The sequence below is a fragment of the Streptomyces similanensis genome, assembly GCF_039543625.1.
GTDB classification, from domain to species: Bacteria; Actinomycetota; Actinomycetes; order Streptomycetales; family Streptomycetaceae; genus Streptomyces; species Streptomyces similanensis.
Genome location: NZ_BAABKC010000037.1, coordinates 137482 through 164355 on the forward strand (window position 1 = coordinate 137482; position 26874 = coordinate 164355).

The 26874-nt window shown below is 73.7% G+C and carries 22 protein-coding genes; 11 read left to right on the plus strand and 11 right to left on the minus strand.

The annotated features are described in order from the left end of the window. Nucleotides 1-55: 55 nt before the first annotated feature. Nucleotides 56-2062 carry a DUF2264 domain-containing protein gene (locus ABEB07_RS12030; protein WP_345668318.1) on the minus strand — a complete coding sequence of 669 codons (2007 nt, stop codon included), beginning with the start codon at nt 2060-2062 and terminating at the stop codon, nt 56-58. A gap of 300 nt (nt 2063-2362) precedes the next feature. On the opposite strand from ABEB07_RS12030, the gene ABEB07_RS12035 reads away from it, so the two are divergent. The 4 genes from ABEB07_RS12035 to ABEB07_RS12050 all read left to right on the plus strand — a co-directional run bounded on the left by ABEB07_RS12035 (nt 2363) and on the right by ABEB07_RS12050 (nt 6658). After that, complete coding sequence (locus ABEB07_RS12035) at nt 2363-3703, plus strand: ABC transporter substrate-binding protein (protein WP_345668319.1); 1341 nt, start codon at nt 2363-2365, stop codon at nt 3701-3703. Next, nucleotides 3700-4677 (plus strand): carbohydrate ABC transporter permease, encoded by a 978-nt coding sequence (locus tag ABEB07_RS12040; protein WP_176147486.1) that lies wholly within the window; start codon nt 3700-3702, stop codon nt 4675-4677. Before ABEB07_RS12035 ends, ABEB07_RS12040 begins: the two co-directional genes overlap by 4 nt. Then, nucleotides 4674-5555: a carbohydrate ABC transporter permease gene (locus ABEB07_RS12045; RefSeq protein WP_176147487.1), complete on the plus strand. Its 882-nt coding sequence runs from the start codon at nt 4674-4676 to the stop codon at nt 5553-5555. Before ABEB07_RS12040 ends, ABEB07_RS12045 begins: the two co-directional genes overlap by 4 nt. Nucleotides 5556-5677: 122 nt before the next feature. After that, nucleotides 5678-6658 carry a hydroxyacid dehydrogenase gene (locus ABEB07_RS12050; RefSeq protein WP_345668411.1) on the plus strand — a complete coding sequence of 327 codons (981 nt, stop codon included), beginning with the start codon at nt 5678-5680 and terminating at the stop codon, nt 6656-6658. Between the two features lie 140 nt (nt 6659-6798). On the opposite strand, the gene ABEB07_RS12055 is transcribed toward ABEB07_RS12050, so the two are convergent. After that, nucleotides 6799-7416: a TetR/AcrR family transcriptional regulator gene (locus tag ABEB07_RS12055; protein WP_345668320.1), complete on the minus strand. Its 618-nt coding sequence runs from the start codon at nt 7414-7416 to the stop codon at nt 6799-6801. A 97-nt stretch (nt 7417-7513) separates the two neighbouring features. On the opposite strand from ABEB07_RS12055, the gene ABEB07_RS12060 reads away from it, so the two are divergent. Together ABEB07_RS12060 and ABEB07_RS12065 are read left to right on the plus strand one after the other, a co-directional pair. Then, entirely contained in the window at nt 7514-8764 is a 1251-nt protein-coding gene (locus ABEB07_RS12060; RefSeq protein ID WP_345668321.1) for an NADH:flavin oxidoreductase/NADH oxidase family protein, read from the plus strand. A gap of 106 nt (nt 8765-8870) precedes the next feature. Further along, a complete protein-coding gene (locus ABEB07_RS12065; protein WP_345668322.1) occupies nt 8871-10205 on the plus strand; it encodes a D-arabinono-1,4-lactone oxidase in 1335 nt (444 codons plus the stop codon). Between the two features lie 88 nt (nt 10206-10293). On the opposite strand, the gene ABEB07_RS12070 is transcribed toward ABEB07_RS12065, so the two are convergent. Together ABEB07_RS12070 and ABEB07_RS12075 are read right to left on the minus strand one after the other, a co-directional pair. Continuing rightward, complete coding sequence (locus ABEB07_RS12070) at nt 10294-11265, minus strand: alpha/beta hydrolase (RefSeq protein ID WP_176147491.1); 972 nt, start codon at nt 11263-11265, stop codon at nt 10294-10296. A gap of 172 nt (nt 11266-11437) precedes the next feature. After that, a complete protein-coding gene (locus ABEB07_RS12075; protein ID WP_345668323.1) occupies nt 11438-12577 on the minus strand; it encodes an alpha/beta hydrolase in 1140 nt (379 codons plus the stop codon). Nucleotides 12578-13208: 631 nt separating this feature from the next. Between ABEB07_RS12075 and ABEB07_RS12080 the strand changes: the two genes are divergently transcribed. Then, the gene (locus ABEB07_RS12080; protein ID WP_345668324.1) at nt 13209-14345 is read left to right on the plus strand and encodes an LLM class flavin-dependent oxidoreductase; all 1137 of its coding nucleotides are present in this window, start codon (nt 13209-13211) and stop codon (nt 14343-14345) included. Then, nucleotides 14342-14872, plus strand: a complete 531-nt coding sequence (locus ABEB07_RS12085) for a GNAT family N-acetyltransferase (RefSeq protein ID WP_345668325.1) — start codon at nt 14342-14344, stop codon at nt 14870-14872. Before ABEB07_RS12080 ends, ABEB07_RS12085 begins: the two co-directional genes overlap by 4 nt. Before the next feature lie 78 nt (nt 14873-14950). Here the strand turns inward: ABEB07_RS12085 and ABEB07_RS12090 are convergent, their stop codons facing one another. Then, entirely contained in the window at nt 14951-16033 is a 1083-nt protein-coding gene (locus tag ABEB07_RS12090) for an alpha/beta hydrolase (protein ID WP_345668326.1), read from the minus strand. A 194-nt stretch (nt 16034-16227) separates the two neighbouring features. Further along, a complete protein-coding gene (locus tag ABEB07_RS12095; protein WP_345668327.1) occupies nt 16228-18744 on the minus strand; it encodes a helix-turn-helix domain-containing protein in 2517 nt (838 codons plus the stop codon). A 184-nt stretch (nt 18745-18928) separates the two neighbouring features. Between ABEB07_RS12095 and ABEB07_RS12100 the strand changes: the two genes are divergently transcribed. The 3 genes from ABEB07_RS12100 to ABEB07_RS12110 all read left to right on the plus strand — a co-directional run bounded on the left by ABEB07_RS12100 (nt 18929) and on the right by ABEB07_RS12110 (nt 21010). Next, nucleotides 18929-19999, plus strand: coding sequence for a BTAD domain-containing putative transcriptional regulator (locus tag ABEB07_RS12100; protein ID WP_345668328.1), 1071 nt, complete (start codon nt 18929-18931; stop codon nt 19997-19999). Next, nucleotides 19996-20694: a DUF6585 family protein gene (locus ABEB07_RS12105; protein WP_345668329.1), complete on the plus strand. Its 699-nt coding sequence runs from the start codon at nt 19996-19998 to the stop codon at nt 20692-20694. Before ABEB07_RS12100 ends, ABEB07_RS12105 begins: the two co-directional genes overlap by 4 nt. Nucleotides 20695-20779: 85 nt before the next feature. Beyond that, nucleotides 20780-21010 (plus strand): hypothetical protein, encoded by a 231-nt coding sequence (locus ABEB07_RS12110; protein WP_176147498.1) that lies wholly within the window; start codon nt 20780-20782, stop codon nt 21008-21010. On the opposite strand, the gene ABEB07_RS12115 is transcribed toward ABEB07_RS12110, so the two are convergent. The 5 genes from ABEB07_RS12115 to ABEB07_RS12135 form a co-directional block, all read right to left on the minus strand. Continuing rightward, nucleotides 20991-22580 carry a sensor histidine kinase gene (locus ABEB07_RS12115; RefSeq protein WP_345668330.1) on the minus strand — a complete coding sequence of 530 codons (1590 nt, stop codon included), beginning with the start codon at nt 22578-22580 and terminating at the stop codon, nt 20991-20993. The two genes, ABEB07_RS12110 and ABEB07_RS12115, sit on opposite strands and share 20 nt — an antisense overlap. Then, the gene (locus ABEB07_RS12120; protein WP_345668331.1) at nt 22577-23332 is read right to left on the minus strand and encodes a response regulator transcription factor; all 756 of its coding nucleotides are present in this window, start codon (nt 23330-23332) and stop codon (nt 22577-22579) included. Before ABEB07_RS12120 ends, ABEB07_RS12115 begins: the two co-directional genes overlap by 4 nt. A 148-nt stretch (nt 23333-23480) precedes the next feature. Next, entirely contained in the window at nt 23481-25226 is a 1746-nt protein-coding gene (locus ABEB07_RS12125) for a CotH kinase family protein (RefSeq protein ID WP_345668332.1), read from the minus strand. Beyond that, nucleotides 25226-25903, minus strand: coding sequence for a DUF4956 domain-containing protein (locus ABEB07_RS12130; RefSeq protein WP_345668333.1), 678 nt, complete (start codon nt 25901-25903; stop codon nt 25226-25228). The genes ABEB07_RS12125 and ABEB07_RS12130 overlap by 1 nt, the downstream gene beginning before the upstream one ends. Next, complete coding sequence (locus tag ABEB07_RS12135; RefSeq protein WP_345668412.1) at nt 25900-26733, minus strand: polyphosphate polymerase domain-containing protein; 834 nt, start codon at nt 26731-26733, stop codon at nt 25900-25902. The genes ABEB07_RS12130 and ABEB07_RS12135 overlap by 4 nt, the downstream gene beginning before the upstream one ends. Nucleotides 26734-26874 lie beyond the last annotated feature (141 nt).

The window sequence follows — 26874 nt, forward strand, 5'->3', positions numbered from 1 at the left end:
CCCCGGCCGGAGCACTGGACGTGCCGGCGCCCCGGCCGGGACGCCGGACGCGCCGTCAGCCGCCGCTCGACGTGACGGCCACCGCGCCCGCGCGGACGACGGCCTCGCAGCGGCTGCCGTCGGGCCAGTGGACGAGCAGCCGGTGCCCCTGCGCCGAGCGGTGTGCCGTCACGCGGACGGCGGGCCGTTCGGCGTCACCGGCGTCACCGGCGCCGCTCAGCCGCAGCAGCGAGACGAACAGGCACTCCGCCGCCGTGACCGTGCCGGTCAGCGCGGGGACCGCCACCGCGGGCCCGAACGCGGTGCCCGCCCTCGGCGTCACGGCCGTCGCGCCGGTGAAGCCGTGCAGCGCGACCGCCTCGGAGACCAGCGGACGTCCGGCGACCAGCGCCCGCGCCCGGGCGCCGGTCACCGCGGTCTCCACCGCGGCGCCGGCCACGGCCCACCCGGTGTGCCGCACCGGGGTGCCCACGGCGGCGCCCGTGACCAGGTGCGCGTGGACCTCCAGCGCGCCGGCGGCGCACACCAGCGAGGTGACGCGGACGCCGGGCAGTTCGGCGCCGTCGGCGCGGGGCCGGTGGGCCGAGGCCGCCCAGTCCGCCCCCGTGCCCAGCGGCGTGATCCGGCCGCGCTCGCTCGCCCCGCCGTCGACCAGCAACGCGAAGTGATTGTCCGCCACGTCCGCCGTGTCGTCGGCGTCCGCCGATTCCGCCGCGTCCGCCGCGTCCGTCGCGTCGTCGGAGTGCGCCGCGAAGACCGGCGCGGTGGCGGTGGAGTACGCCAGGCGCGCGTACAGCGGGTCGTCCGGCAGGACCTCGTCCGCCGGCTGGTCGTCGCTGCCGTGGTTGTGGACGCGGACGAGCCCGTCCGCCGCCGTGGACTGCACCAGCCAGCCGGGACCGGCCGCCGGGCGCACGGCGTCGCCCCGTTCGACCGGCGCGGCCTCCTCCGGCGCGGTCCACACCGGATGCCCGGCCGGCAGCAGCAGCCCGAGGAAGCCCTTGCTGGCCCAGTAGGGCGAGGCGGGCCCCGAGTACCCCTGCACCATCGGCGGGCAGGGGCCGAACCAGCCGAGCGTGAGCAGGCCGTCGGCGCACACCTCCTCGCGGTCCAGGAAGTAGCGCAGGGCGCCGGAGGCCAGCCGCCGGGTGGCGCCCGGGGCGAGCGGGCTGTGGCCGCTGAGCGCGCCGGCCCACAGCGCGGCGGCCGCGGCGAACCGGTAGGTCAGCGAACGCCCCTGGTGCAGCGGCGCGCCGTCGCCGCCGAAGGTGCGCGCGAACAGCTCCAGGTACTCCGCCAGACGGGTGCCGTAGCGCTCCAGCGCCTGCCGGTCGCCGGCCAGGTGGGCGTGCAGAACCGGGTAGAGGTGGAAGGCCCAGCCGTTGTAGTGGTCGAAGGCGCGTGGGCGGCCGTCGGTGTACCAGCCGCCGCCGACGTACCACCGCTCGATCCTGTCCAGCCCCCGGCGCACCGCCTCCTCGGCGGCCCGCACATGGTGGCCCGTCTCGGCGAGGAAGCCGCCGACGGCGACCTGGAACAGCCACCAGTTGTTGTCGACGGGGGTGTGGCGCAGCGCGCCGGCGAGCCAGTCGGCGGCCCGCTCCCGGGTGTGCCCAGGGAGGCGGTCCCACAGCCAGGGCCGGGTCAGACGCAGGGCGAGCGCGATGGAGGCCGCCTCCACGATGGCCTGGCCGCGGTCGGTGACGGCCGGCCAGGAGAACGGGTCGCCGGCGGTCACCTCGCGCACCGTCGTGGGGGAGCGGGTGCCGGCCTCCAGCCCCTGCGCGTACCGGTCGAGCAGGCCCAGCGGGTCCTGTCCGCGGGCGCCCGCGACCCGGAAGGCCGCCATCAGGAACGTACGGGCGTAGCCCTCCAGACCGTCGGAGCGGGGGCCGGACCAGCTCGGGCGCGGGCCGGGCAGGGAGAGCAGGGCGTGCCGCGGGCCGGCGTGCCGCAGCGCCGCGGTCAGCAGCCCGTCCGCGGCGGCCTCCCAGTGGGCCCGCCCCCAGCCGGTGTACGGACTGAGCGAGCGGTCCTCGGGCGGGACGGGGATGCGCGGCATGGCGGGCGGCTCCTTTGCTCCGGGATCCCGAATCTAGAAGTCACCAGATCGTTCGTCAATGCGATCGATCGAACGATCCGGAGCGCGAAGCCGGAAGGGCGACCCAGTACAGCATTTGCGGCACATGCGGGGCCGCTGATGTGATCGGATTCGATCGTTCGATCCAAGAGTGTTGACTTCGACCTGTGGTGCTCCCAAGATGTGGGCCAGCCGGAGTCCCGCGGCCCCGGCGTCCGGCCGGCCTCCTCGCCGGCGCCTCACCGGGCACACCCGACCGTCCCGTTCTCCAGGAGCCGAGCCATGTCCGCTGCCCCCGCCCGTAGTCGCACCCCCTTGCGCGCCGCCGCCGCGCTCACCGCCGCCGCCCTGTCCGCCACCCTCCTCGCCGGCTGCGGCGGCGACGGCAAGGACGCGTCGGCGGGCCCGGACAAGCCCGTCGACATCACCTTCTGGGGCTGGGCCAAGGGCACGAAGCAAGTGGTGGACGCCTTCAACGCCTCCCACAAGGACGTGCGCGTCCGCTACGAGGAGATACCCTCCGGCGCGGCCGGCGGGTACGCCAAGCTGTCCAACGCGGCCAAGGCGGGCAACGCGCCCGACGTGTTCAACGTCGAGTACCCGCAGCTGCCGGACTTCGTCAGCCAGGGCGCCGTGGCGGACATCAGCGAGTACGTCGACGCCGGCCTCAAGGCCAAGTACCTGCCGCAGGCGGTCCAGTTGACCACCCTGGGCGGTGCGACCTACGCGCTGCCGCTGGACGCCGCGCCGCAGGTCTTCTACTACCGCAAGGACCTGTTCGCCAAGGCCGGCATCACGGCGGCCCCCACCACCTGGGCGGAGTTCCGCGCCGACGCCGTCAAGCTGAAGCAGGCCCAGCCCGGCAGCCGGATCGCCACCTTCTTCCCCGACGACCCGACCACCTTCGAGGCGATGGCCTGGCAGGCCGGCGCCCAGTGGTTCGGCACCTCGGGCGACACCTGGCAGGTGGGCCTGACCGGCGCCGAGACGAACAAGGCCGCCGACTACTGGCAGAAGATGATCGACGACGACCTGGTCCGGGTCGAGCCGTCGTTCAGCCAGCAGTGGACCGCCTCGCTGCAAAAGGGCGGGACCGCCGGCTACCTGGGCGCGTCCTGGGGCGGCGGCGTGCTCAAGGGCACCCTGCCCGAGGAACAGGCCGGGAAGTGGGCCGTCGCCCCGCTGCCCGCCTGGAACGGCGCCGCCAGTGGCATGCTCGGCGGCAGCACCTTCGCCGTCTCCAAGGACAGCGACAAGGTCAAGGCCGCCGTCGAGTTCGCCGCCTGGGCCACCACCACCGCCGAGGGCATCCAGGCCCGGATCTCCTCCGGCGACTCCTCCACCTACCCGGCCGACCCCGACCTGGTGCCGGTCGCCGCCAAGGCGTTCAAGGCCGAGTTCTACGGCGGCCAGGACGTCTACGCCGTCTACGAGGGCGCCGCGGCGACCATCGGGCAGAAGTGGACCTGGGGCCCGGCGATGGGCGTCACCAACACCACCCTCAAGGACTCCTTCGGCAAGCTCGCCGACCACTCCGGCACGATCTCGCAGGCGCTCGCCGCCGCGCAGAAGGACACCGTCGCCGAGCTGAAGAACCGCGGCCTGAAGGTCTCCGCCCGGTGACCCCGACCGCACCCACGGCCGCCCGCCCGGCGGACGCCGCACCCTCCCGTACCGCCGCCGCCCCCCGACGACGGCGGCGGCACGGGGCGCCGGCCGTGCTGCTCACGCCGTTCTTCGTCCTGTTCACCGGCGCCACGCTGGTGCCGATCGGCTACGCCCTCTACCTCAGCCTCTACGCCGAGCACCGCTCCGGCCTCGGCTTCGGCGGCGGCGAGACCGTCTTCACCGGCCTCGGCAACTACACCAGGGCGCTGGGCGACGCCGCCTTCCGCGGCGGCTTCGTCAACCTCGCCGAGTACTGCCTGCTCTACATCCCGCTCATGACGGGCCTCGCCCTGGTGCTGGCCCTGCTGCTGGACTCCGCCCTGGTCCGGGCCCGCCGCTTCTTCCAGCTCGCGCTGTTCCTGCCGCACGCGGTGCCCGGCACCATCGCCGCCCTGATCTGGGTCTACCTCTACACGCCCGGCATCAGCCCGGTGATCGGCGCCCTGGACGCGCTGGGCGCCCAGGCCGACCTGCTGGGCCATCCGCTGGCGGCCGTGGTCAACATGGCGGTGTGGGAGTGGACCGGCTACAACATGGTGATCTTCTTCGCCGCGCTCCAGGCCGTCCCGCGCGAGGTGCTGGAGGCCGCCGTCGTGGACGGCGCCGGACCGCTGCGCACCGCGCTCAGCATCAAGCTCCCGCTAATCCGCTCCTCGCTCGCGGTCGTGGGCCTGTTCACCGTCATCGGCTCCCTCCAGCTGTTCACCGAGCCGATGATCCTGCACGGCACCACGCCCAGCGTCACCTCCGCCTGGTCCCCCAACATGTACGCCTACACCGCGGCCTTCGAGCGGCACGACTACGGACTCGCCGCCGCCTCCTCGGTGCTGCTCGCGCTGGCCGCCGCCGGGCTCTCCTTCGCCGTCACCCGCGCCACCCGCGGCCGCGGCGGAAGCCGGCCCCCGCACGGAACGGAGCGCGCCGTATGAGCACCGCCACCGCGCGGCCCGGCGCCCGCCGCGCCGCGGACCGCCCCCGGTCGCTGTCGAGGGCCGCCGTCAACGGCGCCCTGGTGCTGGCCACCGCCTACACCCTGCTGCCGCTGGGCTGGCTGCTGACCGCCGCCGCCAAGAACACCGGCGACCTGCTCGGCGGCCGTGCCCTGACCCCCGCCACCTGGCACCTCGGCGCCAACCTGCACGCTCTGTTCACGGCCGGCGACGGCATCTATCTGCGCTGGTACGCCAACTCCCTGCTCTACGCCGGGATCGGCGCCGTCCTGTGCGCGCTGGTGTGCGTCTGCGCCGGATACGCCTTCCACGTCTACGCCTTCCCCGGCAAGGAGAAGCTGTTCGGACTGGTGCTGCTCGGCGTGCTGGTGCCCACCACCGCGCTCGCCCTGCCGATGTACCTGCTGGCCTCGAAGCTGGGCGTCGTCAACACCTTCTGGGCCGTCTTCGTGCCCAGCCTGGTCAACCCGTTCGGGGTCTATCTGGCGCGGGTCTTCTGCGCCGGGTACGTGCCGGGCGAGGTGCTGGAGGCCGCCCGCATGGACGGCGCCGGCGAACTGCGCACCTTCTGGTCGGTGGGCCTGCCGATGGTCATGCCCGGCTTCGTCACCGTGTTCCTCTTCCAGTTCACCGCCATCTGGAACAATTTCTTCCTCCCGCTGGTGATGCTGTCCGACAACCGGCTCTTCCCGCTCAGCCTCGGCCTGTACAGCTGGAACACCCAGACCCACGCCTTCCCCGAGTACTACCCGCTGGTCGTCACCGGCTCCCTGCTCGGCATCGTCCCGCTGGTCGTCGCCTTCGTCGCGCTGCAACGCCACTGGAAGGCCGGCCTCACCGCCGGGAGCGTCAAGTGACCTCCGCCCCCGCCGCACCCGCACCGGAGAACCGAGTGTCCAACCCCCCGACCACCCCCACCGCGCAGCCGGCCCCGGCGCCGCCCGCCTCCGCGCGTCGCCGACCGCGCACCCTGCTGGCCATGCACGCCGACCTCGCCGCACGGCTGATCGACCCCGCCACCCTGGACCGGCTCACCACGCTCGCCGACCTCGACCCGGCCCTCGTCGTGGACGACTTCACCGACCCGCGGGCCGTCGAGGCGCTGCGCGAGACCGAGGTCATCGTCAGCAGCTGGGGCTGCCCGCCGCTGGACGAGGACGTGCTCGCCCGGGCGCCCGCGCTGCGCGCCGTCATCCACGCCGCCGGATCGGTCAAGCACCACATCACCGACGCCTGCTGGCGGCGCGGCATCCAGGTCACCTCGGCGGCCTGGGCCAATGCCCTGCCCGTCGCCGAGTACACCGTGGCCGTGATCCTCCTGGCCAACAAGGAACTGCTGCGCATCCGGGAGGACTACCGCGCCCGCCGCGGCGCGTACGACTGGCAGGCCGCCTACCCGCACGCCGGGAACTACCGGCGCACGGTCGGCGTCGTCGGTGCCTCCCGCATCGGCCGCCGCGTCCTGGAACTGCTGCGCCCGCACGACCTGCGCCTGCTGCTCCACGACCCCTATGTGGACCCGCGGGAGGCGCGTGACCTCGGCGCCCGCCCGGTGGAGCTGGACGAGTTGTGCGCCGCGAGTGACGTGGTGAGCGTCCACGCCCCCGAACTCCCTGCCACGCGCCACCTGCTGGACCGGCGGCGGCTCGCCCTGATGCGGGACGGGGCGACCCTGGTCAACACCTCCCGCGGGTCCCTCCTCGACCAGGACGCGCTGGTCGCGGAGGTGACCACGGGGCGGCTGAACGCGGTCCTCGACGTCACCGTCCCCGAGGTCCTGCCGTCCGACTCGCCGCTGTACGACCTGCCCAACGTCCTGATCACCCCGCACATCGCCGGCTCGCTGGGCGGCGAACTGCACCGGATGGCCGGCGCCGCGGCGGACGAACTCGCCCGTTACACGGCCGGCCTCCCCTTCGCCCACCCCGTGCTGGCCGAGGAGATCGACCGCTCGGCCTGAGACGCTTCCCCGTCCCGGGCCGTGTCGGCGCCCTGGGCGAGGGAGTGACCGGCCGGGCGGGTGAACGGCTGAAGGCCCGTACCCGGAGTGAGCGCCCCGCCCCCCCGGCGTACGGAACCGGGGGGCGGGGCGGCCGTCTGCTATGCCGTCGCCGGTCCGGAGGACGCCGCCGCGCGCGCGACGGTCGCGGAGGCGGTGAACAGCGCCTGGACGGCGGCGCGGACCTGGGCGTCGACCACCTCGGGCGTGGAGGCGTCCAGCTTGCCGTCGAGGTGCAGGAAGGCCAGGCCGTGGACGAGGGCCCACACCGTGGTCGACAGCGCCTCCGGATCGACGCCGGGGAAGGCGCGGTGGACGACGCCGCGGACGTACTCCCGGATGGCGGCGGTCGCGGCGACCCGCTCCTCGCTGGTCTGGTCGCAGGGCTCGGCGAACATCACCCGGAACAGCGCCGGGTGGTCCAGCGCGAAGCGGACGTAGGCGACGGCGACCGCGGCGAGGTCACCGGCGCTCGCGGGCGACGGGTGCGCGGCGGCCAGGTATCCGGCGAGTTCCTCGTAGCCCTGCGCGGCGACGGCGGACACCAGCGCGTCACGGTCCGCGTAGTGGCGGTAGGGCGCCGTCGGCGACACGCCGGCCCGTCGCGCCACCGCCCGCAGCGACAGCCCGGCGCTGCCGTCCTCCTCCAGCAGCTCCCGCGCGGCCCGCAGACAGGCGGCGCGCAGATCGCCGTGGTGATACGCACTGGCCTGCGGCACAGGTCACACTCCCTCATGTTGGCAGCGCTTACATCGCTGGCCTAATGTAGACGGTGCATACATTCTACGCGATGAACGCGACGAAAGGGAAACTCCCATGATCAGCGAGCTGTTCGCGCCGCTGCCCCTGCGCTCCGGATCGGTACTGCCCAACCGGATCGCGAAGGCGGCCATGGAGGAGAACATGGCGGGCGACGGCCAGCTGCCCGACCAGGAGCTGCTCACGCTGTACCGGCGCTGGGCCGCCGGCGGCACCGGACTGCTGATCACCGGCAACGTCATGGTGCACGCCGAGGCGCTGACCGGCCCCGGCGGGGTCGTGCTCGACGCCGCCGTGCCGCTGGAACCGTTCCGCGCGTGGGCCGAGGCCGGCAAGTCCGGCGGCGGGGCCATCTGGATGCAGATCAACCACCCCGGCCGCCAGGTGGCCTCCGGCATGCCCGGCGTGGTGTGGGGCCCCTCCGACGTCGGCGTCGACCTCGGCCGGCACAGCGGCCGCTTCGGCCGGCCCACCGCCATGACCCCCGACCAGATCGAGACCACCGTCGCCCGGTTCGCCACCACCGCCCGGCGCGCCGAAGAGGCGGGCTTCGACGGCGTGGAGGTCCACGCGGCACACGGCTACCTGCTGTCCCAGTTCCTGTCCCCGCTGGTCAACCAGCGCACCGACCAGTGGGGCGGACCGCTGGAGAACCGGGCCCGGATGCTGCTCGACACCGTCCGCGCCGTCCGCGCCGCCGTCTCCCCGTCGTTCGCGGTCGCCGTGAAGATCAACTCCGCCGACTTCCAGCGCGGCGGCTTCGGCGCCGAGGACGCCCGCCAGGTGATCGAGATGCTCGCACCGCTCGGCGTCGACCTGGTCGAACTGTCCGGCGGCAGCTACGAGAGCCCGGCGATGACCGGCCGCCCCGCCGACGCCCGCACCCAGGCCCGCGAGGCGTACTTCCTCGACCTGGCCAAGGACCTGGTCGAGGCCAGCCCCCTCCCGCTCATGCTCACCGGCGGCATCACCCGGCGCGAGACCGCCGAGACCGTCCTCGACAGCGGCGTCGCGCTCATCGGCATGGGCACCGCCCTCGCCGTCACCCCCGACCTGCCCGCCCGCTGGCGCGCGGGCCGCGAGGCCGACCGGCAGCTGCGCCCGGTGACCTGGTCCGACAAGGCCCTCGCCGCCGCCGCGAGCATGGCACTGGTCCGCCACCAGATGCGCCGCCTCGCCGACGGCGACGACCCCAGACCCCGCACCCGCCCGGCGCGCGCCCTGCTCTGCGAGCAGCGCCACCAGCGACGGGCCCTGCGCCGCTACCGCGCCTGGCTGCCCACCGCGCTCGACGCCGCCACGCGCTGAGCGGACCGGTTGCGGCCCGCGACCCGCCGCGGCCGCGGTTGCGGTTGCGCCCCCCGCCCGGTCGGCGGCGACCATAGGTCTACGGCCACGAGGCGAGGGGAGCACGATGAACCGAGCAGCGCGTGGCGCCTGGACCAACTGGGCCGGCGACGAAACCTTCACCCCCGCCCGGATGCCGCGGCCCCGATCGGCGGCCGAGGTCGCGGAGGCGACCAGGCGCGCCGCCGAGGCGGGGCAGACCGTCCGCGTCGCCGGCGCCGGCCATTCCTTCGGCGACCTGGTCCGCACCGACGGCGTCCTCCTCGGCCTCGACCGGATGAGCGGCCTGCGCCATGTCGACGCCGACGAGGGACTGGTCGACGTCGGTGCGGGAACCACCCTGGCCGATCTCAACCTCCAGCTCGCCCAGCACGGACTCGCCCTGCCCAACCTCGGCGACATCGACCGGCAGAGCGTCGCGGGCGCCCTGTCCACCGCCACCCACGGAACGGGCCGCGCACTGGGAAACCTGTCCGCCTGCGTCCAGGCCCTCGACCTCGTACTGGCCGACGGCACCACGCTCAGGTGCACGGACGAGGACCCCGAGACCCTGCGCGCCGCCCGGGTGAGCCTCGGCGCGCTCGGCGTCATCACGAGCTGCACGCTGCGCGTCGTGCCCGCCTTCGCGCTGCGCGCCGAGGCCGGGCCCATGCCGCTCGCCGAGGTCCTCGCGCGCCTGGACGAACTGGTCGACGGCAACGACCACTTCGAGTTCTTCGTGTTCCCGCACGCCGGCGCCGCCCTGGTGAAGACGAACAACCGCACCGACGAGCCGCTCCGCCCACCGCACCGCCTCGCCCAGGTCGCCACCGGGTTCGTGGAGAACGGCGTCCTGGCGGCGGCGTGCCGGGCGGGGCGCCGTTTCCCGTCCCTGATCCCGCGCCTGAACCGGGCCCTCACCCGGCTGATCACACCCTCCGCGTACGTCGACCTGAGCCACCGGGTGTTCGCCAGCAGACGGTCGGTGCGGTTCACGGAGATGGAGTGGGCGCTGCCGCGCGCCGCGTGCGCCCCCGCGCTCCAGGAGATCCTGCGGGTCGTCGACCGCGACCGCCTCGCCGTCGGCTTCCCGGTCGAGGTGCGGTTCGCGGCGCCGGACGAACTGTCCCACCTCAGCCCCGCCTACGGCAGGGAGACCGCCTACCTCGCCGTCCACATGTACCGGGGCATGGCCTGGGAGCCGTACTTCCGGGCCGTCCAGGACGTGGCGCTGGCCCACGAGGGCCGGCCGCACTGGGGGAAACGGCACCTGATGGAGGCGGCCGGCCTCGCCGCCCGCTACCCCGCCTGGGAACGGTTCCAGGCCGTCCGCGCGCGGCTCGACCCGGAGGGCGTCTTCACCAACGGCCATGTGCGGCGCGTGCTCGGACCCGTACGGCACGACCTGACCCCCGGCCGGTGACCGGCGGCGCGGCCCGATCGGGCCGCGCCGTCCGTCCCGGCCGTCGCGCAGGGCTGTCCGTCCCGGCCGTCGTGCCGCGCCGTCCGCCTCAGTCGTCGTGCAGCGCCGTCCGCAGGGCGTCGATCGCGAGCCGGCGGGCGACGTTGGCGGCGCGGGTGTCGCGCAGGCTGTCCAGCAGCAGGAAGTCGTGCACCATCCCGGCCACCCGCACGGCCGTCACGTCCACCCCGGCCTCGCGCAGCCGGGCGGCGTACCGCTCGCCCTCGTCGCGCAGCACGTCGGCCTCGTCGGTGACGACCAGCGTGGTGGGCAGGCCGCGCAGCTGGTCCAGGGAGGCCCGGAGCGGGGCGGCGTACACCTCGGTGCGCCGGCCCGGCGCCGCGTACTGGTCCCAGAACCACCGCATGCCGTCGCGGGTGAGGTAGTAGCCCTCGGCGAACTGGACGTAGGAGGGGGTGCCGAAGTCGGCGTCGGCGACCGGGTAGAGCAGCACCTGCGCCTTCAGGCCGAGTCCGCCGCGCTCCTTGTTCATCAGCGCGAACACCGTCGCCATGCAGCCGCCCACGGACTCGCCGGTCACCGCGACGCGCGAGGCGTCCAGGCCGTGCTCCGCGCCGTGCTCGGCGACCCAGCGGCCCACCGCGTAGTTCTGCTCGACCTGGGTGGGGTACTTCGCCTCCGGCGCCCGGTCGTAGACGGGGAAGACGCCCGCCGCGCCCGCGCCGACCGTGAGTTCGCGGAAGAGGCGGTCGTGGGTCCTGTCGTCGCCGAAGACCCAGCCGGCGCCGTGGATGTAGAACACCACCGGCAGCGGCCCCTCGGCCCCCTTGGGCCGGATGACGCGGGTGCGAACCGTGCCCCACTCGCCGGCGTCCACGTCGACCCACTCCTCGTCGACGTCCGGGCGGGGCACGCTCGCGTCGCTCTGGAGCCCGAGCAGGATGTCGCGGCCCTGCTCCGGGGGGACCTCGTAGATCCGCGGATGCGGGTCGGTCGCCTCGGCCAGCTCCTTCGCGGCGGGTTCGAGGTACGGGGTGAGCGGCGGCGGAACCTCGGTCATGTTCGCTCCCTGTCATCGGGTACGTCGGTGCCTGCCGAGCGGCCTCGGCGGCCGTGGCCGGTGCTGTCCCCCTCCGGGGCGCGATCGCGCCTCCATCGTCGGCGCCGCCCTCGCGAACCGCAGTCGGCCGAGGACGCGGGAACGTTTCCCCGGCCGGCCGCGGCGCCGTCCGTCAGCCGTAGAGGGCCTGACGCAGGGCGGCGGTGGTCCTGGCCACGGCGTCCTTGGCCGACCAGGTGTCGCGCAGGGCGTCGAGCATCATGAAGTCGTGCACGGTCTGCGCGTAGTGCAGGTGCTGGACCTCGACGCCGGCGGCGCGGAGCTTGCCGATGTAGGTCTTGGCCCCGTCGAGCAGGACGTCGGAGTCGGTGACGACGAGCGCCGGGGGCAGGCCGCGCAGCTGCGCGGTGGTGGCCTTGTTGGGCGAGGCGAGCGGCTTCTCGCGGTCGGCGGCGGCGGGCGCGTACTTGTCCCAGAACCACTTCATGTTGGCCCGGGTCAGCCAGCAGTTCTCCGAGAACCGCCGGTAGGAGGCGGTGTCGAAGTCCGCGTCGGTGACGGGGTAGAGCAGGACCTGCTCGCGGAAGGTGGGGCCGCCGCGCTGCTTGGCCATCATGGTGACCGCGGCCGTCATGTCGCCGCCGACGGAGTCGCCCCCGACGGCCAGGCGCCTGCCGTCCACGCCGATCTCGGCGCCGTGCTCGGCGACCCACTTCGCGGCGGTGTACGCCTGCTCGACGGCGACCGGGAAGCGTGCCTCGGGGGAGGGCGTGTAGTCGACGAAGACGACCGCCGCGCGGGCCCCGTCGGCGAGCTGCCGCACCAGCCGGTCGTGCGTCGTCTCGTTGCCCAGGACCCAGCCGCCGCCGTGGAGGAAGACGAGGCCGGGCAGGGTGCCCTTGACGCCGGCCGGACGCACGATACGCAGGGAGACCTGCCCGGTGGGGCCGCCCTTGATCGTCCGGTGGGTGATGTCCGCGGGCAGCTTGGGCACGGGCCCGGCCTGGAGCTTGTCGAGGGCCGCGCGGGCCTGCGCGGGCGTCTGCTCGAACAGCGGCTTGCCGTCCTGCGCGGCGAGCTGGTCGAGGAAGGACTGCGTGGTGCGGTCGAGGGCGACGGGCGGCATTCCGCAGGGCACGTTGCCGTGGGAGGTGTCACCGCCCGCGGTGCCGCCGCCGGTGACGAAGGCGGCCGGAACGAGCGCCGCGGCGCCGGGTGCGGTGCCGTAGCCGGTCAGCACGGTGCCGGCGACCACGGCCGCCGCCATGGCCAGCAGGGGCCTGCGCAGGCCCCGCCCGTCGAATGCGCGCATGCGTTTCTCCTTCTGGGTGAACTTCCGGGAGATTCGTCCCCCGGCGCACACCCTCTCGGGCGGCCGCCATACCCGGCCATCGGGTGAACGCACTCGGGTGACGCGACGCCGCCGGGGGAGTGACACACGGGCGGAGGGGGTTTGGTATCACCCGTCCGGCGGCGTCGCCCGTCGCCCGACCGGCCCGGTCGGTCCGCCATCCGAACCATGGTTGACGACGGCCGCGATGTGGTGCTCAATTGATCGCATGAACGCCGATCAGCGCTTGGTCACCCGGGACCACATCGACTTCGGTCGGGTGTGGTCCGCGGCGTGTCCCGCCTGACCCGGCAGTGAGCCGGCCGACCGGCTCGCCCCTTCCCCCGCGCTTTGTCTCGCGGCCGCTCCCGCGACGCTGAAGCCGCCCCCGGACGTCCCCGCGAACGTCGCCAAACCCGCGCACGCTGGTCGCCGCCCGGTTCCGTCCGAGGCCCGCGCCCGGACGCCGCCGCACCCGCTCACCCTTCGTCCGCCAGCACCTCCCACGCCAGCACGCCCGAAGCGCCGCCGCCGGCCGCGCGAGGGCCGCCCGGCCGTGCCCGCGCGCCGACCACGGCACGGCCCCGGAGAACTTGAGGAAAGGCCATCTCCCATGCCGGTTGAGTTCCTTGGCATCGCCGCCACCCACGACGGCTCCGAGACCACCCCGCGCTCCGGCGCCGCCTTCGACAAGGACTACACGCTGCGGCTCGCCCGGGCGCACGAGGAGCACGGCTGGGACCGGGTGCTGTTCGCCTACGGCTCCGGCTCGCCGGACCCCGCGCCGGCCGCCGCCTACATCGCGAGCCGGCTGGACCGCCTCCAGATCCTGCTCGCCCACCGGCCCAACGTCTCCTACCCGACCTTCGCCGCCAAGACCTTCGCCACCCTCGACCAGATCAGCGAGGGCCGGCTGACCGTGCACTTCATCACCGGCGGCAGCGACCACGAACAGGGCCGCGAGGGCGACACCCTCACCAAGGACGAGCGCTACGCCCGCACCCGCGAGTACATCCGCGTCGTCAAGAAGATCTGGACCACCCACGAGCCCTTCGACCACGAGGGCGAGCACTACCGCTTCCACGACTTCGTCAGCGACGTCTTCCCGGTCCAGCAGCCCCGCCCGAACGTGTCGTTCGGCGGCTCCTCGCCCGCCGCGTACGCCGCGGGAGGCGCCGAGGCCGACATCTACTGCCTGTGGGGCGAACCCCTCGCGAAGACCGCCGAGCAGATCGAGAACGTGAAGGCCGCCGCGAAGGCCGCGGGCCGCACCGACGTGCCCCGCATCCAGGTCGCGTTCCGCCCGATCATCGCCCCCACCGAGGAACTGGCCTGGGAGAAGGCCCACCGTACGGTCGGCGCGATCAAGGCCCGCAGGGAGCGCGGCGAAGCGGTCACCCGGCGCCACAGCGGGCACGACCGGCCGCAGAACACCGGCTCGCAGCGGCTGCTCGCCATCGCCGAGGCGGGGGAGCGCTACGACCGCGCGCTGTGGACCCCGACCGCCGCCGCGACCGGCGGCGCCGGCAACTCCAACGCCCTCGTCGGCACCCCGGAGACGGTGGCCCGGGCCCTCCTCGACTACTACGACCTCGGTGTCGACATTCTCTCCGCCCGCGGCTACGACCTGCTGGGCGACGCCATCGACTTCGGCCGGCACGTGATCCCCGTCGTCCGCGAGGAGGTCGCCAAGCGCGACGCCGAGCGCGCGGCGCGCGGCACCGCGGACCTCGCGGCGGTGACCGCGTGACCTCGCTCGCGCGGCCGCGCCCGGCCGCGGGCGAACCGGCCGTCGTACGGGTGCCCGTGTCCGACCCACGGGTGAGACCCCTGCTGCGCGAACTCGGCGACGAGTACTGCGCCCGCTACGGCAAGGACGCCCACGCCGAACTCGCCCGCTATCCCGACGAGGAGTTCACCGCCCCGCACGGCGGCGTGCTGCTCCTGCTCCTCGAACACGACGAGCCGGTCGCGGGCGGCGCCTTCCGCCGGTACGACGCGGGCACCGCCGAGCTGAAGCGGATCTGGACCCACTCCGCCCACCGGCGGCGCGGCCTGGCCCGGCGCGTCGTCGCCGAGCTGGAGCACGAGGCCGCCGCCCGCGGCTACCGGCGGGTCTACCTGACCACCGGCCCGCGCCAGCCCGAGGCCCGCGGCCTGTACCTGCGCACGGGCTACACCCCGCTGTTCGACACCGAGGCCGACCCCGAGACCATCGGCCCGCTGCCCTTCGAGAAGCACCTGCCGCACGCACCGCGCGGGCTTGCCCCTGTCTGAGCCGTCGCTGCGCGGCCGGGCAGCAGGCCGGCACGACCGCGGTGCCGGCCCACAGCGCCCCGCGCCCCGCCCTGCCCGTCAGGAAGCGAAGGCCCGCTCCAGCCTGGGGATCAGGTCCCGCAGGTCTTGTTCCCAACAGCCCGCGTTGTGGCCGCCGTTGCACTGGGCGCCCCAGCCGGAACCGTCGCCGTAGTCGACGTAGTGGTACGGCATGCCCAGTTTGTCCATGCTGTCCTTGACGTGCCCGGCCGCGCCTTCGAGCCAGAACTCCGGGTCGACGGGCGAGCCGCCGCCGTTGCCCACGTAGACGGAGACGCCGACTCCGGCGAGCTTGTCCATGTGCGCCGCCGGGTCGACCTCGTTCCACCGCCGGTCGGCGTTGAACACCGGATAGGGGGAGCCGAACAGCGCGTCGCTGTCCACACCGGGCTGGTAAGGGGAGTTGGCGGGGTCGCAGACTCCGGAGGACGAACCGCAGACCGCGCCGAGCGCGTCGGTGACGGAGGCGACGACGGCCAGCCGCAGGTCCATGGACCTGGCCGACAGATCGATGTCCCCGGACAGGGACGCGGTCTGGCTGAACAGGTCGGGACGGACCTGGGCGTAGTGCAGGGCGCCGAAACCGCCCATGGAGACACCGGCGACGGCCCTGGCCTTCCTGGTGGCAACGGTGCGCAGGTTGGCGTCGATGAACGGGATCACCTGCTTGAGGTGGAAGTTCTCCCAGTTCTGGGCGCCGAGCCGGGTCTTCTGGTCGAGCCAGTTGGCGTACCAGCCCCGGGCGCCGCCGTCCGGGATGACGGTGATCATCGAGTCGGACGCCCGCAGCGCCGGGTAGTTCTGCTGCGCCGGGTCGTCGGGCGAGCCGTGCAGGAAGTACAGCACCGGGTAGCGCCGGCCCGGGTCGGCGTAGTAGCCGCTCGGCAGGATGATCTTGATGTGGTGCTTGCCCGCGACCTCGGGTGTGGTCACCGTGAGGGTGAAGTCGGTGGGCCCGCCCACGGTCGGGCCGGCCTGGGTCAGGCCGAATCCGTCCGTCATCGGCGGGGGCGCGGCGCCGTCGGCGGCCCGGGCCGGACCGGCCGGCCCGGCCAGGGCCAGGGCGGCCGCGGCGACCAGCCACGTCACCGTCAGCCGTCCGCGGTTCGCTGTCCTTGTCACAGAGTGCCTCCTCGTGGGCCTTCGTGCCGTACGGGGCGGGACGCGCCGGGCGACGATCCCCGTGGTGTGCCGGGCGTGCCTCGCTCCCCGTCCGGGGCCTCGGCCACCGGCCTCCTCGTCCGCGCCCGGCCATGCTGGGGAAGGCCGATGAAATCCCGATGACGCCGCGGCGCGCGTCCTCTCCCCGGACCGGTTCACCCTCGTCGGCGTCGGCGGGTCTGGGCGAGGCGGCTCTGCAGACGGGCGTGCCGGAACTGGTAGACCGCACCGGCCTGGCGCAGCACGCCGCGCTGGTAGGCGTCGTCGAGGAAGGCGGCGAGGGCCCAGGGGAGGCGTCCGGTCAACGGCAGCCAGATACGGGAGAGCACGCACCACTGGCCCCAGGCGGTCAGGGTCAGCGTGTAGCCGAGGGCGCCGCCCAGACCGCTGATGGCGCCGAGCAGGGCACTGGCCACGGGGTCGGCGGCGAGTTGGCCCAGGCTCCCCTGCAACAGGTCGATCACCAGTCCGGACCCGACTCCGACCGCCACGCCGAAAACGGGCGTCCAGACGGCCAGTTGGGTGAGCGCCGTCCTGCGGTCGGTGTTCAGGACGCTGCCCGGGCTGACGGCGGACACGATGTCGAGCGGGGTCTCCAGGAGACCGAGGAGGCAGAAGGTGAGTCCGGTGGCGCCGCCGAAGACCATGCCGAAGACGATCCCGTTGACGAGTCCGAGGCCCAGTGTGGCGGACGCCCCCAGGTCTCCGACGTACGCGCGCAGCAGGCCGACCAGGAACCCGTAGGCGAAGCCGAACAGCGCGCCGCCCAGGGTGCCGATCAGCAGCCGGGGGCCGGCCGACCACGTGGTGGTGTCCGGCCGGCCGCGGATCCGCAGGCGCACGGCGGACGGTCCGACGTCCTTGCCGGTGAGCGTGAACGTGAACCAGTGCACGAGCCCGAACAGCAGGCCGGCCAGCACGGCGACGATGGTGCCGTCCACCAGGCCACCGGTGAGCGAACCGCTGAAACCGGTCGAGAGGGCGGTGTCGACGAGTCCGATGACCAGCGCGGTGACGAGGGCGGTGACCAGGGTGCGGGTGGAGTCGCGCAGGCCGTGGCCGATCCGCCACCACGCCAGGTCCGGGGTTCTCAGCTCGGTCAGGTGGTGGGCGAGGTGGCCGAGCCAGCGCTGCACGCGGTCGGGATCCCAGCGGCGCGCGCCCGGGCGGCGCCGGCGGTAGACGGTGGGCAGGAAGTCGTCGAGCAGGTGCTCCTCCAGCGTCCGGGCGTCGGGGAAGCGTGCGGTGTCGAGCAGTTCGGCCGGATCGTGCTCCGGGGTGTCGCTGTAGACGGTGCGGGCGAGCGCGACCATCAGCGGCGTCGACAGAACCGCCGCGAGCGGGGCCGGCGGCCCGTCCGGCGACGGCTCGCGCAGCCTCTTCAGCACGGACTCCCAGGCCCCGACCGCGGGGTCGGCGCGGTCGGACTTGCGGGTGGTGCGGGGCAGGTAGTGGTCCAGGTCGTCGAGGGTGAGGTCGGTGAGCTCGATCGGCGCGGCGGAGGTCAGCACGTCCGTCTCGGCGACCGCGGCGGCGTACTCGGCGGGGCGGCTGGTCAGCAGCAGCGGGAGGGTGGTGGCGTTGAGGGCTTCGAGCGCGGGGCGGCGCAGCCCGTCGGCCATCTCGTCGAAGCCGTCCAGCACCGGCAGGACACGGCCGGCGTCGACCAGCGCGGACGCCAGGCTCGTCCTGCCGGGTCCCGGGGCGGCGGTGCCGGGGTGGTCGCGGGTCAGCTGCTCGGCCAGCCAGTCGCGCAGGGTGATGGCGGTGGGGTCCCAGGCGCCGATGCTGAAGATCACCGGTACGGGCTCGGCGGGCGTCCGCGACGCCAGGTGGTCGAGGACGAAGCGCAGGGTCAGGACCGTCTTGCCGGAGCCGGACCGGCCGAGGACCACCAGCCGGCCGGAGGGGACGCTCCGGTAGGTCTTCGCGATGTCCGCCAGTCGGCCGCCCAGGTCCAGGGGCTCGCCCGGAACTCCCGGCGGCAGACGGCGGATGTTGGCCCAGTGGTCGGTGAGCGCCGGACGGGCGGCCTGCCAGCGGACCGGCAGCGGGTAGGGGTCCTGGACCCGCCGCTGTTCCTCCTCGCGCTGCCAGCGGGCCGCCACCGCCTTGGCGAGCTGTTCGGCGGCGTCCGCGAGCGCGGTCCGCGCCGCCGGGACCGGCTGCCGCACGGCGTACGGCGCCGTGGCCGCCGCGCCCGCCTCGCCGCCCGCCACCTCCGCGCCCGCCTCGCCGCCCGCGGCCTTCGCCTCCTCGGCCGTTCCGGCGGTGCGTGCAGCCGACGTCCCCGCTTCCGGAGCCGTTCCGTCCGCCGGCGACGCCGCCGTAGCCGGGCCCGGAGCCGCTCCGTCCGCCTGCCCGTCCGCCGCCCCCGGAGCCGCGTCGCCCGTTCGTGCGGCCGTCGCCGCTGCCGGCCCGGCCGCCGTGTCCGAACCGGCGCCCCGGTACCCCGGGACGGCGGCGCCGAGTAACTCCTCGCGGTCCTCGCTGCGCAGGGCGAGCGCGTCGGCCAGCTGCCGCACCGTGGTCATCCGCGGGTTGCCGCGCTTGCCGGTCTCCAGACCGCGGATGGTGCTCACGCTGACCCCGGAACGCCGCTCCAGCTCGTCCTGGGTCAGCCCCGCCCGCTCGCGCAGCCGACGCAGCACCGCGCCGAACCCACCGGCCACAGCTACGGCCCCTCCCCGTCATGTCGTCCGCAAGTGCGCAGGTGGGGACTCTAGCGCGGCCACCGGTCACATATGACCGGTTGAATGCTCTGTCCACATTTCCTGCACGGCGGCCACCCTCGACGCCATCGACATGAGCGACCGGGGCGAGTGGAGCGCCCGGTCCTGGAGACGGGGAGTGGCCATGCCGACGACGACCGCGGACCGCGCCGGCCGGGGCGCCGCGTTCCTCACCGCAGAGGAGCGCGAGGTGCTCTACGCGCTCGGATGCGGCCTGGGGAACGCCGAGATCGCCGCCGCCCTGGTCCTGCCCGAGGGGGCGGTGGCCGAGCGGCTCGACCGTGTCCTGGGGAAGCTGGGGCTGCGCGACCGGGCCGCCGCCATCGTGCACGCCTTCGACTGCGGTCTCGTCGTGCCCGGACAGGGCCCGCGCGGGCCGCTGCCCGGACCCGGCGGCGCCCGGCGCACGGCGCCCGAGCCCGGCCCCTGGCTGCGGGTGTCGCTGCTCGGCCCGCTGCGCACGACGCTCGCGGGGCGGCCCGTGGACGTCGGCCCGGTACGGCAGCAGGCCGTGCTGGCGGCGCTGGCGCTGAGCGCGGGCCGCTCCGTCAGCCGGGGGCGGCTGCTGGAGGACGTGTGGGGCCGGGAGATGCCGGACGGCAACGTCGTACCGGTCTACGTGTACCGGCTGCGCAAGATCCTGCGCCTCGGGGAGCGCCCGGACTCGGTGATCCGGCGCGACCGGTACGGCTACGGGCTGGTCCGCGGGGTGGCCGAGGTGGACGCGCTGTGCGTGGAGGACCTCGTCACCCGGGCCGCCGCGGCCGAACGCGGCGGCGACCTGACCGAGGCGGTACGGCTGTGCGGCCGGGCGCTGGAGCTGTTCCGCGGTGAGCCGCTGGCCGGACTGCCCGGGCCGTTCGCCGAGGCGGAACGGCTGCGGCTCGCCCAGCGCCGGGTCGCCCTGGCGCAGCGCGGGGCGGACTGGCTGCTGCGGCTGGGCCGGCGCCGCGAGGCGATCACCGCACTGTCCGCCCTGGCCCTTGAGGAGCCGCTGAACGAACAGGTCGCCGCGACGCTGATGCACGCGCTGCGGTGCGACGGCCGGCGGGCCGAGGCCCTGGCCGTCTTCGACCGCACCGGCCGGCGGCTGGCCGAGGACCTGGGGGTGGCGCCGGGCGAGGTGCTGGTGCGGGCCCGGCGGGCGGCGCTGCGCGGGGAGGACGCCGGCGCCGGCCGGGCGGGCGCGGCGTGAGCGGGGGCGCCGGGGACCGTGAGCGCGCCGAGGAACTGCAGCTGGCCCGGATCTCCGCGACCGCGGGCCGGGCGCGCCTGGGCCGGCGGCACGCCACCTACCGGGCGCTGCCCACCGTGCCCGGTGGGCGGTGGACGGCCACGGCGGACGTACGGCGTCTGCTGGGGGCCGGCGGCGGACCGGCCACCCGCGCGGCCGCGCGGCTCGACCTGTACGAGCACGGCATGACGTTCGCCGTCGGCAGGCGGATCCATGTCATCCGCTTCGACACCACGGTGGTGCGCCGGCGCAAGGTGCTGTCCGCGCGGGGCATCACCCGCGCCCTCGTGCTCGTCGACGTCGACGGCGAGCGGGTCGTGCTGCGCTGCGGCGACTTCGGCCGGTGGCAGGAGTGGTGGCCGGCGATCCGCCGGGCCGTCGTCGCCGCGCAGACCCCACGGGCCCTGGCCGCGCTGCACCAGGGCGCACGGCTGGTCTTCGGCCCGGTGTGGCTCACCGCGGACGAGGTCGGCTGCGGCACCACGGTCCTCGGGTGGAGCCGGGTCCGGCGGATCGACGTCCTCAACGGTTTCGTCGCGGTCCGCGCCGACGGCCGCTGGCAGGTGTGGGCCACCGCCGCCTCCGGCATCCCGAACCTCTGCGTCTTCCAGGCCCTCGCCGAACACCTCATCCGTGCCGCGCGGGACGGCGACTGAAAATCCACAGATCCCTCAACCCATCGATCGACCCATCCAACAGGTCCACAGATCCACAGATCCACAGATCCAGAAGGAGACAGTCATGGCCGACAGCTACCGGTACCGGTGCGGCGAGTGCGGGCACCACACCGCCTGGGGGAGCGAGTCCCAGGGGGCGGACGCGATCGAGGAGCACTACGGGCGGAGCCACCCGCACGTCGTCCCCGGCGGGATGGTCGAGTTCCGCAAGGGATCGTCCTCCGGCTGCGGCAGTGGCTGCCTGATCGCCCTGGGCGTCCTGGTCCTCTTCCTGATCATCGCCTCCCGGCACTGACGCCCGTCGCGCAGCCGGGGTCCTGGGTCTCGTGCGGGGCGTCCGGCGCCGGGCAGGGCGCGGGCAGCAGCAGCCGGAAGGCGCAGCCCGCGCCGGGCCGGGTGTCCAGTTCGAGACGTCCGTCGTGCGCCTGGGCGATGGCGGCCGCTATGGCGAGTCCCAGACCGGTCCCGGGCGTCGCGTCCGTCCCGAGCGCCTCGGCCCGGTAGAAGCGGTCGAAGACGCGGGCCGCCTGGCCGGGTTCGATGCCCGGGCCGTCGTCGGCGACCTCGACGACGCACAGGGGGGTGCCCGGAGCCTGCGGTGGGCCGACGCCGACCCGGCCGGGGCGGTCGGCGCCGAGGCCGTGCTCCCCGGCGCACGCGGCGCCGACCCTCACCCGGACGCGGGCGGAGAGGGGGGTGTGGGTGCAGGCGTTGGCGAGGAGGTTGCCCACCACCTGGGCGAGCTGGTAGGGATCGCCCGTGGTCTCCACGATGTCGAGGTCCGGGTCGTGACCGGCGCGGGCCGTCCCGAGCGGTTCGAGGGTGATGCCGCGCAGCGGGTGGCGCACCGCGGTGGTGGCGATGGCGTCCGCGGCGAGGGAGAGCAGGTCGACGGTCTCGCGGTGCGGATGGGGGCTCTCGCCGAGTCTGGCGAGCAGGAACAGGTCGTCGACCAGCCGGCTCATGCGTTCGGCGTTCTGGTTGAGCAGGGTGTGCGCCTCGTGGCGCCGCTCGTCGCTCATCCGCGGTTCGTCGAGCAGGAGTTCGGCGAACCCCTGGATGGCGGTGAGCGGGGTGCGCAGCTCGTGGCCGGCGTCCGCCAGGAAGCGGCGCAGCTGCCGCTCGGAGGTCTCCGTGCGATGCAGTGCCGTGCGCAGCCGGTCGAGCATCGTGTTCAGGGCCAGACTGAGCCGGCCGACCTCGGTGTCCGGGTCGGGGACGGGCACCTTGAGCTCCAGGGCGCCCTCGGTGATCCGCTGGGCCGTCCGCTCGACCCGGGTGAGGGGGCGCAGGCCGAGCCGGACGGCGACGTTGCCCAGGACGACCACACCGCCCGCGACGGCGATGCCGAGAGCCAGGCTGACCCACAGCAGTTTGGTGGTCGCGCCGTCGACGGTGTCCAGGGGGAGGGCGACGACGGCGCGCATGCGGTCGGGCCCCATGTAGGTGATGACCCGCCATTCCGAGCCGGAGGACTCCTCGGCGGCGAGGGTGCCGGGGCGTCCCGCGGTCAGGTGGAGGTCTGCCGCGTTCCGGGGAAGGCGCGGGCCCGGGGTGTCGCTGTCGCCCAGGGCCGAGTCCAGCAGGCGTCCCCGCTGGTCGTAGAAGAAGACGCGGTAGTCCGACGGCAGGGTGGTGTCCGTCGTGGGGCGCCGCAGGAGCCCGCCGTCCGCGATGTAGCGGTAGACGCCCGTCGGCGGCCGGAAATGGGTGAGCCGGTCGTCCACCTGGTCGGTGAGCCAGGTCCGTACGACGGTGAGGCCGGCGATCTGACACAGGACGACGGCACAGGTCGCCAGGAGCCCGGCGATCAGTACGAGGCGGCTGCGCAGGGAGCGCGGGCGCAGTCGGCGCGCGGGCGTCATGGTGCGCCGGTGTTCGTCCCGGGGCGCGGGAGCCGCAGGCAGTAGCCGACTCCGCGCACGGTGTGGAGGAGCGCGGGAGGGGTGTGGTCGATCTTGCGGCGCAGGTTCTTGACGTAGGTGTCGACGATGCGGGTGTCGCCGGAGAAGTCGTGCCGCCACACCTGCTGGAGGATCTCGGCCTTCTCCAGCACGCGTTCGGGATGCGACAACAGGCAGACCAGGAGCCGGAATTCGGTCGGCGACAGCTGCAGCGGGCGGTCGGCGCGCCGTACCTCACGGGTGCGTTCGTCCAGGGTGAGGTCGGCGTAGCGCAGCGGGGGCCGGACGTCGGGAGCGGCGGCGGTGGCGCTGCGGCGCAGGATGGCGCGGACGCGCAGCAGCACCTCCTGGATGTGGAACGGCTTGGTGACGTAGTCGTCGCCGCCCGAGCTGAGGCCGATGATGCGGTCCTCGACGCCGGTGCGGGCGGTGAGGAACAGCACGGGTGTGTAGGCGCCCTGGGAGCGCAGTTCGCGGGTGAGCCGGAACCCGTCGATGTCGGGAAGCATCACGTCCAGCACGATCAGGCTCGGGCGGCGGCTGCCGGCCTCGAACATCGCCTCCTGCCCGGTGGCGGCGCTCGCCACGGTGTAGCCGGCCGCGGTGAGCGCGGAGGTGAGCAGGGTACGGATACTGGGGTCGTCCTCCACGACCAGGATGGTGTGCCCGGTCGCGGACGTGCGCTGCCGCGCGGGAAGGGGCTGCTCGATCACGTGCTGATACCTCGGGGTCCTGGGCAGGAGGGACGCTGCGGGGTCGGTGGCGTGGCGCGAGGGTAGCCGTGAAGCCTGTGAGCGGTCCGGGCGGGACCGGGGTCCCGGCGCCGCCCCCGCTCGGGGGACGGACCGGGACACCGGCACGTCAGCCGGTCACCTGCTTGTCCTTGGCGAGCGCCGCGGCACGGTCGGTGAGCGTCTTCTTGAGCTTGGTCACCGAGGTGTCCAGCTCCTTGGAGTCGGCCCCCGCCGAGCGGGCCTGGTCCGCTATGGACTCCAGGGCCTCGACCGCCGTTCCCGACTGGAAGAACCGCTGGTACAGCTCGCGGTATGCCTTCTTGTAGACGCCGTCGAACTGCTGGGAGTCCAGGAACTTGGTCTTCAGCACATGCCCCATCAGGCCACCCTGGCCTCCCTTCCCACCGGGCATGCCGTCGGGCATCCCTTCGGGCATGGCGCTGGGCATCCCCTGCGGCATCCCTTCGGGCATCCCCTGCGCCCCCTGCGGCATGCCGTCCGGCATGCCCGAAGGCATCGTGTCGGGGGCGCCCTGCGGCATGCCGGACGGTGCGGACGAGGGGGCCGCGCCGCCTGCGGAAGGCTGCTGGGACGCTCCCTGCCGCCCGCCGGTCGCGCCGCCGGTCGCGGTCCCGCCCTTGGCGCCGCCGCCGGGCTGCCGGGCGCCGCCCATGCCGCCGCCCATGCTGATCGAGTCGTCAGGGCCGACCGTCGCGTCACCGCTGAAGGTCAGGTTGTAGTCCCAGCCCAGCACGGAGAACTTCTTGGTGTCCAGGTCGTACCAGAGCAGGTAGTTCTTGCCGGGGCCGGCCATGTCGTCGAAGTTCAGCAGCAGATTCTGCGTCGCGAGATACGTGGCCAGCGAGTCGACGTCCACGTACTTGCCGAGATCGCGGGCGAACTCCTCGTCCGACGCCTTGTTCGCCCACTTGATGAGCTTCATCACCGGTTCGAGATCCTGGCTGCCCTTCTTGTTGAGCTGCTCGAAGGAGGACTCGTAGTCCGTCGGGTCGTCCCCGCGGTAGTCGAAGCTGCCGCCGGCCTTCGCCTTGTAGAGCACTCCGTTGCCGTCGGCGACGTCGTCGGCGTAGTCGGTGTCGGGGCTCTCGACCATGAGCCGGGTGGCGACGGGCCGGTTGTTCACCTTCAGCCCGGTGAAGGCGTACCGCTCGGCCTTCTGGCCGCTCTGCCGGGTCAGCGTCAGCGACAGCGCCTCGTTGACCGGCGCCTGGCCGTTGCTGCCGGGGCGCAGCGAGATCTCCCGCTCGCCCTGGTAGGCGCGGCCCTCGACGAACTCGTCGACCTTGACGAGCCAGGGCAGCTCCTCCGGCTTGGCCGCGGACAGGTCGTACTGCACCATGCCGCCCATGCCGCCACCGCCAGGGGCACCACCAGCGGCGCCTCGCGCGCCCTGTGGGCCCTGCGCGCCCTGGGGCGGGGCCGCGCCGCCGCCGGGCATGCCCTTGTTGCCGCGCAGGGACGACAGCGTCGAGTTGCCCTTGAGGCGGATCCCGACGTCGTTGAGGTACACCCCGTCGATGATGAGGTCGGCCTCGATGTAGTCCTTGGTGCCGTCCTTGCGGAACTCCTTCATCATCTTGTCGAAGTCGGTCTGCTGGTAGGTGAGCTGGATCGAGTGCGACACCGAGGTGTCGTACAGGTCCACCGATCCCTTGACGTTCTCGGTGACGGGGTCGGCTTCGACCCGGGAGGACGACATGACGTAGGGGGAGATCCGCGCGTCGCCGAGGAAGTAGACCATCGCCGCCAGCCCGACGCCCAGGGTCGCGACCGGCTTCCAGTGGTGGCGCAGCCGGACGGGCAGCCGGTCCCGCAGCCGCCGCGCGCGCCGCGCGGTGGTGTCCGCGGCCACTACAGATCCGTCGTGTCGTAACCGGTCAGGACCGTGACCCGCTGCCCGGACGTCCGTTCCTGGAGGGCGCTGACCAGGTCGCCGGGCTCGGCGCCCTTCTTCAGCCGCACCGTGTAGAAGATCTCGCTCAGCGCGCCGCCGCGGATCGTCTCGGTGCTGACCAGCTCGAACTCGCTGGTGTACTTGATCAGCACGTCGCGAATCTGCGGGGTGTAGTCGTCGCCGGCCGGGACCTGCACCTTGACGACCTGGCGCTGGACGTTCAGGGCGAACCAGTCGAACTTGAACATCACCAGGATCACCGCGCAGATCACCACGGCGCCGACCGCGGCCAGCGTGTAGAACCGGGCGCCGCAGGCCATGCCGATCGCCATCGCCAGGAAGATGAAGCCGACGTCCCTGGTCTCCTTGACCGCGTTCCGGAAGCGGACCACCGACAACGCGCCGACCAGGGAGAACGCCCGCGCCAGGTTCGAGCCGACGACCAGCATGATGAGGGCGACGATCATGCCGACGATGACGAGGGTCTGCACGTAGGACTGGCTGTAGGAGATGTTGCGATGGGTGTACCGGTAGACGTAGCCGATCAGCGTGGACAGGACGAACGAGAGCACCATGGCCGCCGCGACGTCGGCCACGCTGAACGTGCCGCTGAGTTCCTGTAGGTCGAAGTTCACTGTGCTCCTATCTCCAGTGGCGCGTCCTGCGCCGACCGCTGCTGCGGCATCTGCTCTCGGGTGGGGGAGGGGTGGTTCGCCTCGTTGACGTGGAAGACCGAGCGGGGCGCCAGACCGAACGCCTCGATGGACTGCACGTACTTCGAGACACGTATGAGACTGAGGTTGCGGCGCGCGGTCAGGTCCGTGATCCAGTGCGGGGTGCGCTCGTTGACCTTGATCTCCATCACGGACAGGTGCGGCGGGAGGGTGAACCGGTTCTCGGCGGTCGCGGTGCCGAAGTGGAAGTCCCGGTCGCGGCCGCGGATACGGCGGTCGAAGGTGACCCGCAGACCGGTGTCGGCGTCCCGGCCGACCAGGGCCTCACGCTGGTAGCCGGTGATGGCGGTGGGCTGAAGGTTCAGCCGGATGACGAGTTCGAGGACCTCCTGGACGAAGGCGCTCTCCTTCGCCGAGTGCTCCACCAGCTCACGGCTGTCGCACAGTTGCCGCGCGACCCCGTACGGGAGGGTGATGCGGCGCTTCTGGGTGACCCGGTTCACGCGCTGCTTGATCTCCACGCACACCGGCGACTCGTCGGTGACCGAGTCGAGGTCCCCGTAGTGGCGGATGCGCAGCTTGCGGCGGAACTTCAGTCCCTCGATCTTCTCCCAGTAGAAGCGCAGTTGGGGAGAGTCGTAATACAGGCTCCAGACGCCGTAGCCGCCGACCGGGCTGTGCGGGTCCTGGTCCATCCGCTCGGCCAGCTCGTCCCGGATCTGCGCCGCCTGGTCCACCGGGACCAGGTATTTCAGCTCGAACCGGTTGAACGCGTGCAGCCGACTGGCCACGTGCAGCGGCTCTTCCTCCGTCCGCTCCGTGCCCGCGTCCGCGTTCGCCGGAACCTCTTCGGTCCGGCGCTCGCGCGCCGCGGCTGCCTTCGAGAAGAACACCATGCGCCTCCTTGCTCATACGTTGCGGTCCGCCCGGCC

Coding starts and splice junctions, on each gene's coding strand:
- ABEB07_RS12030 (WP_345668318.1), bottom strand. CDS start 2,062: ATGCCGCGCATCCCCGTCCCGCCCGAGGACCGCTCGCTCAGTCCGTAC.
- ABEB07_RS12035 (WP_345668319.1), top strand. CDS start 2,363: ATGTCCGCTGCCCCCGCCCGTAGTCGCACCCCCTTGCGCGCCGCCGCC.
- ABEB07_RS12045 (WP_176147487.1), top strand. CDS start 4,674: ATGAGCACCGCCACCGCGCGGCCCGGCGCCCGCCGCGCCGCGGACCGC.
- ABEB07_RS12050 (WP_345668411.1), top strand. CDS start 5,678: ATGCACGCCGACCTCGCCGCACGGCTGATCGACCCCGCCACCCTGGAC.
- ABEB07_RS12060 (WP_345668321.1), top strand. CDS start 7,514: ATGATCAGCGAGCTGTTCGCGCCGCTGCCCCTGCGCTCCGGATCGGTA.
- ABEB07_RS12065 (WP_345668322.1), top strand. CDS start 8,871: ATGAACCGAGCAGCGCGTGGCGCCTGGACCAACTGGGCCGGCGACGAA.
- ABEB07_RS12070 (WP_176147491.1), bottom strand. CDS start 11,265: ATGACCGAGGTTCCGCCGCCGCTCACCCCGTACCTCGAACCCGCCGCG.
- ABEB07_RS12075 (WP_345668323.1), bottom strand. CDS start 12,577: ATGCGCGCATTCGACGGGCGGGGCCTGCGCAGGCCCCTGCTGGCCATG.
- ABEB07_RS12080 (WP_345668324.1), top strand. CDS start 13,209: ATGCCGGTTGAGTTCCTTGGCATCGCCGCCACCCACGACGGCTCCGAG.
- ABEB07_RS12100 (WP_345668328.1), top strand. CDS start 18,929: ATGCCGACGACGACCGCGGACCGCGCCGGCCGGGGCGCCGCGTTCCTC.
- ABEB07_RS12110 (WP_176147498.1), top strand. CDS start 20,780: ATGGCCGACAGCTACCGGTACCGGTGCGGCGAGTGCGGGCACCACACC.
- ABEB07_RS12115 (WP_345668330.1), bottom strand. CDS start 22,580: ATGACGCCCGCGCGCCGACTGCGCCCGCGCTCCCTGCGCAGCCGCCTC.